Genomic DNA, 14,029 nt, shown 5'->3' with positions numbered 1-14,029 from the left:
CACCGGGCCGAGCTGCGCTCCCCGCCTTGCCAGGGAACACCTGGCCGACCGTTCGCCGGGGGATCGGCTCCGCCGATACGGCGAGAGCATCCACACAACAGGCCCTGGAGCGTGTCCGGTGCCGCCCGTCGCGGACGGCGCCGCACCGCGTCGGAGCGGGGGGAGCGCCTCGCCGTGCTCCGCACGGAGGACGGGCACCGGGTACGCCCTGACGGACCGGGGCCGTTCCCCGGCCCCGCCGCCGAACTGTGATCTCCGTCATTGCGGCCCGGTCACGGCGGGTCGCCACGGCGAAACAAGCGCTCCGGAAGGCCGTAGGCGCTAGGCTTTTGCGCCACCGCACCCCCTTGCACGAACGGAGTTCCACCGGCAGTGTCAGCGCGACAGAGGGTCCGCACGATGGTGGAGGCCCGCTGGTTCCAGACCGCGGTCGTCGGCCTCATCCTGGTCAACGCCGTCGTCCGGGGCTGGAGACCTCACCCGGGATCATGGAGACCCGCGGCAGGCTGCTGCGCACCCTCGACCTGGGCATCCTCGGGCTGTTCGTGCTCGAGCTCCTGCTGCGCGTCTACGCCCACCGCTCGGAGTTCTTCCGCGACCCGTGGAACTGGTTCGACACGGTCATCGTCGGTATCGCCCTGCTGCCGGCCTCGGGACCCTTCGCGGTCCTGCGGGTTCTGCGGGTGCTGAGGGTGCTGCGCCTGCTGTCGGTGGTGCCCAGCCTGCGCCACGTGGTGGCGGGCCTGTTCCGGGCACTTCCCGGCATGATGTCCATCCTCTTCCTGGTCGCGCTGCTGCTCTACGTGTCCTCGGTGATGGCCACCACGCTCTTCTCGGGAAGCTCGCCGCACTACTTCGGCGACCTGCCCACGTCCCTGTTCACGCTCTTCCAGATCGCCACCGCCGACGGCTGGGGCAGCATCGCCAAGGACGTCATGGAGCACCAGCCCATGGCCTGGACCTTCTTCGTCGCCTTCGTGCTGGTCTCCACACTGGTGGCCCTCAACCTGTTCATCGCCGTGGCGGTGGAGGCCCTGGAGCAGGACAGCGACCTGCCCGAGGACAGCGGCGGCCGGACGGCGGAGGCCGGACCCGGACCCGGCGGCGACGGCCCCGGAGGCCAGGGGCAGCTCCTGGCCGAACTGCGTGCCCTGCGCGCCGAGGTACGGGAACTGCGGGCCGAGCGCCAGGGAGTCGGCTGAGTCCGTCCGCCGAGCCGTGCCCCCGGTTGGCGGCGACCGTGGCAGGGTAGGTGTCGAAGCCGCACAGCGGGGCGGGGAGCGCCCGACACCGCCCGCCCCGGAGCACACGGATGACGAGGAGCGACCGGATGCCCACCACACCCCTCCCCCGTCCGGGGGACGCCGGAGCACAGCACGGCGCAGTCGCGCTGGACCGCAGGGACGAGTGGACGGCCCTGGCCGGGCACCGGGAGCGGTTCGCCGGCACCAGCCTGCGCGAGCTCTTCGACGCCGACCCCGAGCGGGTGCGGCGCCACACCCTCCACGTCGGCGACCTGCACGTCGACCTCTCCAAGAACCTCGTCACCGAGGAGACCCTGCGGCTGCTGACCGACCTGGCCCGCGCCACCGGCGTCGCCGAACTGCGCGACGCCATGCTCGGCGGCGGGCGCATCAACCTCACCGAGGACCGCGCGGTGCTGCACACGGCCCTGCGCGCGCCCCGCGGCGCGGTCGTGGAGACCGACGGGAAGAACGTCGTCCCCGAGGTGCAGGAGGTCCTGGACCGCATGAGCGCCTTCGCCGAGAAGGTGCGCGCCCGGCAGTGGCTCGGCCACACGGGGCAGCCGGTGACGAGGATCGTCAACATCGGCATCGGCGGTTCCGACCTCGGTCCGGCCATGGCCTACGAGGCACTGCGGCCCTACAGCGACCGCGGCCTGGAGGTGCGCTTCGTCTCCAACGTCGACGGCAGCGACCTGCACGAGGCGCTGGCGGACGCCGACCCCGCCACCACGCTCTTCGTCATCTCCTCCAAGACCTTCACCACGATCGAGACCATCACCAACGCCACCGTCGCCCGCTCCTGGCTGGTGGACGCCCTGGGTTCGGAGAAGGCCATCGCCCGGCACTTCGCGGCGGTCTCCACCAACGCCGAGGAGGTGGCGCGCTTCGGCATCGACACCGACAACATGTTCGGCTTCTGGGACTGGGTCGGCGGCCGCTACTCCTACGACTCGGCCATCGGCCTGACACTCATGGTCGCCATCGGCCCCGAGCGGTTCCGGGAGATGCTCGCCGGCTTCCACCTGATGGACACCCACTTCGCCACCGCGCCGATCGAGCGCAACCTGCCGTTCCTGCTCGGGCTCCTCGGCGTGTGGTACGGCAACTTCATGGGTGCCGAGAGCCACGCCGTGCTGCCCTACAGCCAGCACCTGGCCCGCTTCCCCGACTACCTCCAGCAGCTCGACATGGAGTCCAACGGCAAGTCGGTGCAGCGTGACGGGCGCCCGGTCTCCTGGCAGACGGGGCCGGTGGTGTGGGGCACCCCGGGCACCAACGGCCAGCACGCCTACTTCCAGCTGCTGCACCAGGGGACGAGGTTCGTCCCGGCCGACCTCATCGGCTTCGCCAACCCCGCCCCGGACCTGCCCGAGGCGCTCGTGCCCCAGCACGACCTGCTCATGGCCAACATGTTCGCCCAGGGCCAGGCGCTGGCGTTCGGGAGGACGGCGGAGGAGGTCGCCGCCGAGGGGGTGGCGGCCGAGCTTGTCCCGCACCGCACCTTCCCCGGCAACCGGCCCACCACCACGATCCTGGCCGACCGGCTCAGCCCGTCGGTGCTGGGACAGCTCGTGGCCCTGTACGAGCACAAGGTGTTCGTCCAGGGCGCCGTGTGGAACATCAACTCCTTCGACCAGTGGGGCGTCCAGCTCGGCAAGGTCCTGGCCGAACGGGTCGAGCCCGCCCTCACCGAGGGCGCCGACGTGCCCGGCCTGGACGCCTCCACGGCGTCCCTGGTGAGCAGCTACCGCGCGCTGCGCGGAAGGTGACGGACCGGTCGGCGGGCCGTCCGGACCCGGACGGCCCGCCGACCGGCGCGCGGGAAAAGCGCTTGCGCGACGGTTGCCCCCGTGCCTACCCTGGCGGGGCAATGCGCATCTGACATCGAGACCGGAACCACCGGACGCGGAGGCTCGCCCACGGGGCTGGAGCCGGGCCCGTCCGGTGCACGCGAGTGCTTCTCTCCGCGGTGCGGTCTCGATGTCGCCGTCCGGCCCGCCTGCGGAACCCTTCGCGCGGACGGCCGCGCACGTCGGGACCCACCCCTTCCACGAAGGGCGGTCCCACCTTGACGTATTCCACTGCCTCTGCCGGCGGTCCGCTGCTGCGGGCCCGCGACCTGTCCCGCGCCTACGGCGAGCGCGTCGTCCTCGACGGCCTCGACCTCGACGTCGCCCCCGGGCAGCGCCTGGGCCTGGTCGGGGAGAACGGCGCGGGCAAGTCCACGCTCCTGCGCCTGCTCGCCGGGATCGAGGAGCCCGACGCCGGGCGGGTCCTGCGGCCCGCCGACACGGGGTTCCTCCACCAGGAGCTGCCCCACCCGCCGGAGACCACAACGGCCGAGGTGATCGACGGGGCTCTGGCCCCGGCCCGAGAGGTGGAGCGGCGCCTGGCCGCCGCGGCCGCCGCCCTGGACGCCGACCCCGAGGGCGCGGCGGCGCTGGAGGGCTACGCCGCGGCCCTGGCCGACGCCGAGCGACTGGAGGTCTGGGACGCCGACCGCCGCGCGGAGCTCGTCGTCGCCGGCCTGGGGCTGGGCGGCGTCGATCCGGGACGGCCGGTGGGGCGGATGTCGGGCGGTCAGCGCGCCCGCCTGGCACTGGCGGCGCTGCTCGTGCGCCGCCCGCGCGCCCTGCTGCTGGACGAACCCACCAACCACCTCGACGACAGCGCGCTGGAATTCCTGGAGGGACACCTGCGCGGCCTGCCCGGCGCGGTGGTGGTGGCGAGCCACGACCGGGTGTTCCTCGACGCGGTGTGCACCTGCCTGGTCGACCTGGACCCGGCCGTGGACGGACCAGTCCGCTACGGAGGCGCCTACAGCTTCTACCTCCGGGAGAAGCGCCTGGAGCGCGAGCGCTGGGAGCAGCGCCACCAGCAGGAGCAGGAGCAGATCAAGCACCTGCGCGAGGCGGTGCGCACCACCGCCCGGAAGGTCGGGTACGGCCGTCCGGCCCGCGACAACGACAAGATGAACTTCCACCGCACCGGCGGACGCGTGGAGAAGCAGGTGTCGCGGCGGGTGCGCGACGCCCGCGCCCGCCTGGAGGAGCTGGAGAACGACCAGGTCCGCCGCCCTCCCCGGCCGCTGTCGTTCACCCGCCCCCTCACCGGGGCGCCGGCGGGGGAGGGCAGCGCGCTGAGCGCGCGGGGCCTGGTGGTCCCCGGGCGCCTGAGCCTGGAGCACCTGGACCTGCCCTCCGACGGACGCCTGCTCGTCACCGGGCCCAACGGCGCGGGCAAGTCCACGCTGCTGCACGTCCTGGCCCGCCGCCTGCGGCCCGCGCGCGGGCAGGTGCTGTGGCGCCGGGGAGCCTCGGTGGCGCTGCTGGAACAGGACGTCGTCTTCCCCGACCCCGGGCGCACACCGCGCTCGCTCTACGGCACCCTGGAGACCGGTCCGTCCGGAGCGCCGGCCCTGGCCGAACTCGGCCTGGTCGCCCCGCGCGACCTGGACCGGCCGGTGGGCGAGCTCAGCGTGGGGCAGCGCCGCCGGCTGGCCCTGGCGATGCTGGTGGGCCGGTCCCCGGACGTGCTGCTGCTCGACGAGCCCACCAACCACCTGTCCCTGGCCCTGGCCGAGGAACTGGAGGAGGCTCTGGGGTCGAGCCCGGGCGCGGTGGTGGTGGCCACCCACGACCGCTGGCTGCGCCGGCGCTGGACCGGCGCCGAGCTGCGCATGGACGGCGGCCGGGCGGTGCGGGCCTCCGTACACACGACGACAGGAGAACGATGAACACGGTGAGGTTGGTACGCAGCCGGACCCTGGCCGAGCACGTGGAATACGCCTACGCCGCCTCCGTCCCGAACCCGGCCCGGGTCGTGTGGACGGCGGGGGCCTGCCCGCTCGACGAGAGCGGTGCCACCGTCGCGGTCGGCGACCACGCGGGCCAGGCCCACCAGGTGATGCGCAACCTGCGCACCGCCCTGCGGGACGCCGGGGCCGAGCTGTCCGACGTCGTGAAGACCACGGTGTACGTGGCCTCCTCCCGGCAGGAGGACCTCGTGGCCGTCTGGGACGTGGTGCGCGAGCACATGGGGGACCACGACGCCCCCAGCACCCTGCTCGGTGTGTCCGTGCTCGGCTACGACCACCAGCTCGTGGAGGTGGAGGCGGTCGCCGTCGTCGCGGAGGGCTGAGTCCCGGGGCCCGCCGCCGGCGACGCGCCCGGCCGGGGCGCGGATGCTGGCAACACCCGCCCCCCTGGTGCAAGCTCTACGTATCCGAACTGATGCGCAGGGTGATTGGGGGGTGCGTGACCACTCCCATGGACGCGCCGGAGTCCTCCCAGTACGCGGACCCCGAGGCGGTGGCGGCCGGGGCGCGCGGCGCCGAGAACCGGTCGCTGCGCCAGATCGCCTGGCAGCGCTTCCGCAGGGACAAGGTCGGCATGGCCGGCGGGATCGTCGTCGTCCTGCTCGTCCTGGCCGCCCTCCTCGCCCCGCTGCTCACCGCCTGGTTCGGCCATCCGCCCACCCAGTTCAACCAGCACCTGATCGACCCGCTCACCGGCGGGGTCCTGCGCGATCCCGACAACCCCGGCCCCGGGGTGGACCTAGACCCCTGGGGCGGCATCGGCGCACAGCACCCGCTGGGCGTCGAACCCGTCAACGGGCGCGACCTGTTCAGCCGCGTCGTCCACGGCGCCCGCACCTCGCTCCTGGTCGCCACCGTCGCCACCGTGGTGTGCGTCGCCATCGGCACGGTCCTGGGCATGACCGCCGGCTACTTCGGGGGCTGGGTCGACACCGTTATCAGCCGGGCCATGGACATCTTCCTGGCCTTCCCGCTGCTGCTGTTCGCCATCGCCCTGGTCGGGGTCATCCCCGACGGCGCCTTCGGACTGACCGGCAACGGGCTGCGCATCGGTGTCCTGGTCTTCATCATCGGGTTCTTCAACTGGCCCTACATCGGGCGCATCGTGCGGGGCCAGACCCTGACCCTCAAGGAGCGGGAGTTCGTCGAGGCGGCCCGCAGCCTGGGCGCCGGCAGCGCCCACATCGTCTTCCGGGAGATCCTGCCCAACCTCGTCACCCCGATCCTGGTCTACTCCACACTGCTCATCCCCACCAACATCCTCTTCGAGGCGGCCCTGAGCTTCCTGGGCGTGGGCATCAACCCGCCCACCCCCACATGGGGCGGCATGCTCGAGAACGCCCTGCGCTTCTACACCATCGCCCCCCACTTCGTGATCGTCCCCGGCCTGGCGGTCTTCGTCACCGTCCTGGCCTTCAACCTCTTCGGCGACGGACTGCGCGACGCCTTCGACCCCCGCTCCTCCGACTGACGGGCCCCGCCCCGTGTCCCGACGAGCCCATGAGACGACCAGGAGGCAAGGTGAGCAGCCACCACCGCACACCCCCGTCCAGGAGGACGAGGAACCGCGCAGTGGCCCCCGCGGCGGCAGGGGCGGTCCTGGCCCTGCTGCTGGCCGGATGCGCAGACGGCGGCGGGGGAGGGGGCGACGCCTCCGGCGCCGAGTTCAACCAGGGGGAGACCGAGGTCGTCAACCCCTCCGACCGGAGGGGCGGGACTCTGCGCTACGCCATCTCCTCGGACTTCGACTCCCCCGATCCCGGCAACACCTACTACGCGTTCAGCTGGAACTTCTCCCGCTACTACGCCCGGACCCTGCTCACCTACACCGGCGCGCCAGGGGAGGAGGCCACCGAGCTCCAGCCCGACCTGGCCGCCGGGATGCCCGAGGCCAACGAGGACTCCACCGAGTGGACCGTGCGGATCAAGGAGGGGCTCAGGTACGAGGACGGCTCCGAGATCACCGCGCGCGACATCGCCTATGCCATCGCGCGCAGCAACTTCGGGGAACAGGCGCTGCCCAACGGCCCCAAGTACTTCCAGCAGTTCCTGGCCGACAGCGAGGACTACGAGGGCCCCTACGGCGACAGCGAGGACCCGCTGGAGGGCCTGGGCGGCATCGAGATCCCCGACGACCACACCCTCGTGTTCCGCCTCCGGCAGAGCTTCGCCGAGTTCCCCTACCTGCTCGTCCAGCCGCAGACCGCACCGGTCCCGCCCGACGCCGACCGCGGCGAGCAGTACCAAACCCGCGTCGTCTCGTCGGGCCCCTACAAGTTCGACGGCGACTACCGTCCGGGGGTCTCGCTCGACCTGGTCCGCAACGACCAGTGGGACCCCGAGAGCGACCCCACCCGAGATGCCCTGCCCGACCGGATCGAGGTGCAGATGGGGGTGGACCAGAACGAGATCGACCAGCGCCTGGTCAACGGCGAGCTCGACGTCGACCTCGCCGGAACCGGGGTGGGTCCCGCGATGCGCGGTTCCCTCGTCACCGACGACGACCGGCGGGTCAACGTCGACAACCCGCAGGGCAACACCCTGCGCTATGTCAACATCAACACCGTCGTCGAGCCGCTGGACGACCTGGCCTGCCGCCGTGCGGTCATGTACGCGGCCGACAAGGACGCCCTGCACCGCGCCTGGGGCGGCGACGCCGGCGGCGACGTCGCCACCCAGATCCTGCCCTCGTCCCTGCCCGGGGCCGACCCGGACCAGGACCTCTACCCCTCGCCCGAGGGCAAGGGCGACCTGGACGAGGCACGTGCGCAGCTGGAGGAGTGCGGTCGGCCCGACGGATTCTCCACCAGCATCGGGGTGCGCGCCGACAGGCCCTCGGAGGTGAGCACCGCCGAGGCGCTCCAGCAGGCCCTGAACAGGGTGGGCATCCAGGCGGACATCAAGCAGTACCCGTCCGACAGCTACACCAACACGCAGGCCGGCTCCCCGGACTTCGTCCACAGCAACGATCTCGGGCTGACCGTCTACGGATGGGCCCCCGACTGGGCCAGCGGCTACGGCTTCATGCGCGAGATCCTCGACGGCGACGCCATCCGCGACGCCGGCAACACCAACGTCTCCGAGCTCGACGACGACCAGGTCAACGGCTGGTTCGACGAGGTCGTCACCCTCGACGACCCCGACGAACGGGCCGAGGTCTACGCGCAGATCGACCGCAGGGCGATGGAGCAGGCCGCGATCCTGCCGATCGTGTTCGAGCGGACCGTGCTGTACCGGCCGCCGAACCTGACCAACGTCTACTACCACCCGGGGTACTCCATGTACGATTACATGGCGTTGGGTACCACACGGGAGTGAGTCCCCGGGGGTGGGTGGGAAAACCGCCAGGTGGCCCGCCCGTTTCCGCCGATTTCCGGCCGTTCACCGGTCCGTTCTCGGCTTTGTGGGGTTCGTCCTGCGTGGTTCTCCGGTCGCCAATTGTGGGTATGCTCGTTCGAACGCGGCCGTGTGGCCCGCGGGCGGGTCTCCCGCCGAGGAGAGAACTTGAGCGGGGGAGGGAAGCTTGTCCGCTTCCGGTGCCGACGACGTCATGTCAAGAGACGCCCATGGATGGAAGGTGCCGCCCGGTCAGCAGGCGAACGGGCCGGACGACCCGCACCATGGCGGGGAGGTCGCCGGAGCGCACAGCTCTGCTCCGCACTCCCACGAGGAGTGGACCGCGCTGCTGCGCGAGGCCGGGCGGGGGCTCAGCAGCCTGCTCCACCCCGAGCGCCTCATCGAGCAGGCGGTTCGGCTTCCCCTCGGCGAGGTTGCCGACCTGTGCATACTGTTCACCTCCGACCCCTCCGGCAGGCCCAAGTGGACCGCCGCCGTCGCCGACGGAACGGGTAAGCCCGAGATCTCCCGGGGACGCTGGTCCCAGCGCACGGCGGCCAAGGCCGTCTGGCTGACCGAGATCCTGGACGTGGGCAGTGCCATCGCCGAACCGGCGCCCGGGGACCCCGTCGAGGGTCTGGTGCGCACCCTGGCGCGTCGCGAGGGACCGGTCGGATCGGTACGGGCCGTGCCCGTGCCGGGGCTGACCGGAGCCGCCGGGGCGCTCCTGGTCTACCGCCACGACGGATACTTCGAGGAGTCCGACACCGACCTGCTCACCGAGTACGCCGAACAGGTCGGCGGGGCGCTGGGTTCCGCCCAGCTCTACCAGTACCAGGCCGACACCGCCTCCACGCTCAAGACCGCCCTGCAGCCGGAGCCGCTGCCGGAGATCGAGCACGCGCTGCTGGGCGCCTCGTTCCGCTCGGCCATCGCGGCCGAGCGCATCGGAGGCGACTTCTACGAGGTCCGTGAGGCCGAGGCGGGAGGAGAGGGGTTCGACTTCTCCTTCGGCGACGTGTGCGGCAAGGGCAATGACGCCGCCCTGCTGAGCGGGATGATCCGCCAGTCCCTGCAGGCGCTGCGGCTGGTCGAGCGCGACCCCGTGTCCCTGCTGGAGCACCTCAACATCCTGTTGACCCGCACCGACCCAGAGAAGTTCAGCACCGTGGTGCTGGGCACGGCCACGCCCCTGCCCGACGGCGGACTGCGCATCCTGGCTGCCGGCGGCGGCCACCCCGCGCCGCTGCTGGTGCGCTCCGGCGGCAAGGTCGAGGAGATGTCCGGCCTGGTGGGCGGAATGTTCGTCGGCGCGATCGAGGAAGCGGTCTTCCACAGCGCCGAGACGATCCTGGCCCCCGGTGAGACGATGGTGGTCTTCAGCGACGGCGTCACCGAGGCCCGCAACCCGCTGCGGAGCGGTGAGATGCTCGGCGAGGAGCGCCTGCGCCGACTGCTGGAGGGCTGCGCGGGACTGCCGGCCCCGGCGGTCGCCGGCCGCATCGCCCAGTACGTCGGCGACTGGCTCGGCGGCGGTGAGCACGACGACATCACCGTCCTGGCCGTGCAGGCCCCCTCTGCCCAGGGCATGCTCGGGTGACCGTTCCCTCCCCGATCCGGCCCGGGGCGTTCGCACGCGTGGCCGAGGAGTTCTTCGCACAGGTGGCCCGACTCGACGAGGAGGCCGCCCTGGGCACGGTGCGGGACGCGCTGATCGCAGGAGCGTTCCCCGAGAGCCTCCTCATGGAGGTGGTGGCCCCCGTCCAGGAGCGGGCCGACGTCCTGCGCCGGAGCGGCGAGTGGACGGTCTCGCACGAGCACGCGGCGGCCTACATCGGTGAGCGCGCCGTCGGCGCGGTCGTGGAGCACGTGGCGGCCCACGGCCCGAGTCCGGCCGAGCGGGGCAAGGTGACGGTCGCCTGCACCGACGGCGACTGGCGCAGCCTCTCGGCCCGGGTCCTGAGCGGTGTGCTGAGCCTGCGCGGATGGCGGGTGGCCTTCCTCGGCGTCAGTGTTCCCGTCGGGAGCCTGGCACTGCACCTGCAGGAGACCGGCCCCGACATCCTGGCCCTCAGCTGCTCCATGTCCGCGCGCCTGGTCGCCGCCCACGCGATGATCGGGGCGGCCCACCGGATCCAGGTCCCGGTGATCGCCGGGGGCGCCGGGTTCGGCCCCGACGACTTCCTGGCCCGGAGGCTGGGCGCCGACCTGTGGGCCCCCGACGCGCTCCAGGCCGCCGACCTGCTCGACGCGGGGCCTCCCTACGTCATCGGCCGCGAGGAGGAGGCGCTGCCGGCCAGCACCGCCTACGCCGAGGTGCTGCAGCAGAGGGAGGGCCTGGTGCACACCGCGCTGGAGCGCGCCTGGGGCCAGGGCTCGCCCGGAAGCCCGGACCTCCAGGACGCGGAACTGGACCACGCGGTGGAGTACCTGGGCAACACCGTCGACTTCCTCCTGGCGGCCCTCTACGTCGGGGACCGCCAGGTCTTCGGCCGCTATCTCGCCCGTACGCGGGAGGCGCTGCGCGCGCGGGACGAGACCGCCGACGGCGTGCTGAGGGTGCTGGACGTCCTGGAAGAGGAACTGGGCGAACACCCCGACGCCCTGTCGACGCTCGCGGTCGGCCGGGACGCGCTCCAGGCCTGAGGTGTGTTCGGCGGGCGCCCTGAGGGGCGCCCGCCGAACACACCTGCCTCAGGCGTGATATCGATTTCACTCTGCGTTACCTTGTGGGCTCGGACGCCGCACAGCCCGTGCGTGCGAGAACGGGGAGCGCGTCGCTTGCTGAGCTACATCCTGCGCCGACTGGGCGCCGGCCTGCTGCTCCTGGCGGTGGTCACCATGGTCACCTTCGCCATCTTCTACGTGGTGCCCCGCTGGGCGGGACGCAGCGTCGAGCAGCTGGCCACCATGTACGTGGGCCGGGCCCCCACCGCGGAGGCGATCGCGGCCACCGTCGAACGCCTGGGGCTGGACCGGCCGGTCGTCGTCCAGTTCGGCGAGTTCGTCCGCGGCATCTTCCTCGGCGCCGAGTACCGCTTCGGCAGGGAGACCATCGAGTGCTCGGCACCGTGTCTGGGCTACTCCTTCCAGACCTACCAGGAGGTCTTTCCCGAGATCGTGGCACGGCTGCCGGTGACGGTGTCGCTGGCCGTCGGCGCGGGGATCCTCTGGCTGGTGGGCGGCATCGCGGTGGGCGTGGTCTCCGCGGTGTGGAAGGGCAGCCTGTTCGACCGGGCGGCGATGGCGATCGCCCTGACGGGGGTGTCGCTGCCCGTCTTCTTCACCGGCCTGCTGATCCTGGCCTTCCCCGTGCACTCCTGGGGCTGGTTCGACACCCCGCGCTACGTACCCTTCACCGAGGACCCGTGGGGATGGGCGGAAGGGATGTTCCTGCCCTGGATCACCCTGGCGTTCCTGCACGCCGCCATGTACGCGCGCCAGACCCGCGCCGGCATGCTCGAGGTCCTGGGCGAGGACTACATCCGCACCGCCCGCGCCAAGGGACTGAACGAACGGAGCGTGGTGCTCAAGCACGCGCTGCGCCCCACCCTCACCCCCATCGTCACCATCTTCGGCCTCGACCTGGGGCTGGTCCTGGGGGGCGCCGTCCTCACCGAGCAGGTCTTCTCCCTCAACGGGATCGGCCGCTACGCGGTGAGTGCCATCACACAGAGTGACCTTCCGGTCATCCTGGGCGTAACCCTGTTCGGTGCAGTCTTCATCGTCGTGTGCAACCTGCTCGTCGACCTGCTCTACCCGCTCGTCGACCCGCGAGTGCGTATCCGCTGACCTCTTCGGTCTCGCGGCCCTTCGACACAGAGAGTTGAGGCGTTTCTTGGGTGCGACCGCGTCCTCCGAGCCCGTCGTCCGGGTGAACGACCTGCGGGTGACCTTCCCGACCGCGGACGGGGACGTCCAGGCGGTGAAGGGGCTGTCCTTCGAGGTGCCCGCCGGCGGTGCCCTGGGCATCGTCGGCGAGTCGGGGTCGGGCAAGAGCGTGACCTCGCTGGCGCTGATGGGCCTGCACCGGGGCAGCCGGGCGAGAATCACCGGACTGGTAGAGGTCGCCGGGACCGACATCAGGCATGCCTCCGGCAAGGAGCTGCGGCGCATGCGCGGCAACGACATCGCCATGGTGTTCCAGGACCCCATGCAGTCGCTGCACCCTCAGTACACCATCGGCAACCAGCTCGTCGAGGCCCTGCGCGTGCACAGGCCCGGGACCTCGCGGTCCGAGGCCCGCCGACGGGCGGTCGGCGCCCTGGACCGGGTGGGCATCCCCCAACCGGAGAAGCGGGTCAACTCCTATCCGCACGAGTTCTCCGGTGGCATGCGCCAGCGTGTGGTCATTGCGATGGGGCTGATGTGCGGCCCGAAGGTGCTGCTGGCCGATGAGCCCACCACCGCGCTGGACGTCACCGTGCAGGCCCAGGTGCTGGACCTGCTGGACGAGCTGCGCCGGGATCTGGGTATGGCCCTGATCCTGGTCTCCCACGACCTGGCGGTGGTGGCCGGGTCGGTGGACGAGGTCGTGGTCATGCGCCACGGCGAGGCCGTCGAGCGCGGTGACGTGCGCACCGTGCTGTCCGCGCCCGAGCACCCCTACACCCAGGCGCTGCTGGCCGCGGTGCCGCGGGTGGAGGTCTCGCGCGCCCAGCGCCGCGCCCAGGACCGCGCCGACCGGGCGGCCAAGGCCGGGAGTACGGGTTCCGGAACCGAGGGCCGGGCTTCCGACGTCGCGGCTTCTGCGGTGGGCTCTCGGGGTGAGGGGCAGAGTGAGCCGCTGTTGAGTGTGCGGGATGTGGCGCAGCGGTTCAAGGTGCGTGGTGGTGCGTGGGGTCGGTCGACGGATTTCTGGGCGGTCAAGGGGGTGTCCTTCGACCTGTACCGCGGTGAGACGCTGGGTGTGGTGGGTGAGTCGGGGTCGGGCAAGAGTACGTTGTCGCGGACGGTGATGCGTCTGTTGGAGCCGACCCGGGGCCGGGTGGTGTTCGATGGGCGCGATATCACGCACATGAAGGAGCGGGAGCTGCGTCCGCTGCGGCGGGATGTGCAGATGGTGTTCCAGAGTCCGTATTCGTCGTTGAATCCGCGGTTGACGGTGGGTGATGCGATCGGTACGGCGTTGCGGGTGCAGGGGGAGAGGGACACCCGGAAGATTCGTGTGCGGGTGCAGGAGTTGTTGGAGCGGGTGGGGTTGGAGCCGGGGCATTACAACCGGTTTCCGCATGCGTTCTCGGGGGGTCAGCGTCAGCGGATCGCGATCGCGCGGGCGTTGATCTTGAAGCCGAAGTTGATCATCTGTGATGAGCCGGTGTCGGCGTTGGATGTGTCGACGCAGGATCAGGTGCTGCGGTTGTTGTCGGAGTTGCAGGATGATTTCGGGTTGACCTACATCTTTGTGGCGCATGATCTGGCGGTGGTGCGTCAGGTCAGTGATCGGGTGTTGGTGATGCGCAAGGGTGAGGTGGTGGAGTCGGGGGACAGCGACAGCGTGTACGAGAATCCGCAGAGTGAGTACACGCGTCAGTTGCTGGCGGCTGCCCCTGTCCTCGACCCGGACCGGGCGCGGGAGCATCGGGCCGAGCGGCTGCGGATGCGGGCGGGGAGCGCCTGAGGCGCGGCC

The 14,029-nt window shown here is 71.6% G+C and carries 9 protein-coding genes and 1 pseudogene; all 10 read left to right on the top strand.

From position 1 onward, the window contains the following. The first annotated feature begins 399 nt into the window (after window positions 1-399). A pseudogene (locus tag FHS13_RS10410) lies at window positions 400-1,202 on the top strand (ion transporter). A gap of 128 nt (window positions 1,203-1,330) precedes the next feature. Next, window positions 1,331-3,016 carry a glucose-6-phosphate isomerase gene (pgi, locus tag FHS13_RS10405; RefSeq protein ID WP_184290880.1) on the top strand — a complete coding sequence of 562 codons (1,686 nt, stop codon included), beginning with the start codon at window positions 1,331-1,333 and terminating at the stop codon, window positions 3,014-3,016. A 299-nt stretch (window positions 3,017-3,315) separates the two neighbouring features. Next, window positions 3,316-4,983, top strand: coding sequence for an ABC-F family ATP-binding cassette domain-containing protein (locus FHS13_RS10400; RefSeq protein ID WP_246405042.1), 1,668 nt, complete (start codon window positions 3,316-3,318; stop codon window positions 4,981-4,983). Beyond that, on the top strand, window positions 4,980-5,387 hold the full coding sequence (locus FHS13_RS10395) for a RidA family protein (RefSeq protein WP_184290878.1): 408 nt from the start codon (window positions 4,980-4,982) through the stop codon (window positions 5,385-5,387). The genes FHS13_RS10400 and FHS13_RS10395 overlap by 4 nt, the downstream gene beginning before the upstream one ends. A 116-nt stretch (window positions 5,388-5,503) precedes the next feature. Further along, the gene (locus tag FHS13_RS10390) at window positions 5,504-6,535 is read left to right on the top strand and encodes an ABC transporter permease subunit (protein WP_184290876.1); all 1,032 of its coding nucleotides are present in this window, start codon (window positions 5,504-5,506) and stop codon (window positions 6,533-6,535) included. A 50-nt stretch (window positions 6,536-6,585) separates the two neighbouring features. Further along, complete coding sequence (locus tag FHS13_RS10385; RefSeq protein ID WP_484549405.1) at window positions 6,586-8,382, top strand: ABC transporter substrate-binding protein; 1,797 nt, start codon at window positions 6,586-6,588, stop codon at window positions 8,380-8,382. Window positions 8,383-8,587: 205 nt separating this feature from the next. Beyond that, window positions 8,588-10,000, top strand: a complete 1,413-nt coding sequence (locus FHS13_RS10380; protein WP_246405038.1) for a PP2C family protein-serine/threonine phosphatase — start codon at window positions 8,588-8,590, stop codon at window positions 9,998-10,000. Beyond that, window positions 9,997-11,046, top strand: coding sequence for a cobalamin-dependent protein (locus FHS13_RS10375; protein WP_184290872.1), 1,050 nt, complete (start codon window positions 9,997-9,999; stop codon window positions 11,044-11,046). The genes FHS13_RS10380 and FHS13_RS10375 overlap by 4 nt, the downstream gene beginning before the upstream one ends. A 135-nt stretch (window positions 11,047-11,181) precedes the next feature. Continuing rightward, entirely contained in the window at window positions 11,182-12,192 is a 1,011-nt protein-coding gene (locus tag FHS13_RS10370; protein WP_184290870.1) for an ABC transporter permease, read from the top strand. Between the two features lie 46 nt (window positions 12,193-12,238). After that, window positions 12,239-14,020: an ABC transporter ATP-binding protein gene (locus FHS13_RS10365; protein WP_184290868.1), complete on the top strand. Its 1,782-nt coding sequence runs from the start codon at window positions 12,239-12,241 to the stop codon at window positions 14,018-14,020. Window positions 14,021-14,029 lie beyond the last annotated feature (9 nt).

The sequence above is a fragment of the Nocardiopsis algeriensis genome, assembly GCF_014203695.1.
GTDB classification, from domain to species: Bacteria; Actinomycetota; Actinomycetes; order Streptosporangiales; family Streptosporangiaceae; genus Nocardiopsis; species Nocardiopsis algeriensis.
The sequence above is the reverse complement of the archived record's forward strand: the minus strand, read 5'-3'. Positions and strand labels throughout refer to the sequence as shown.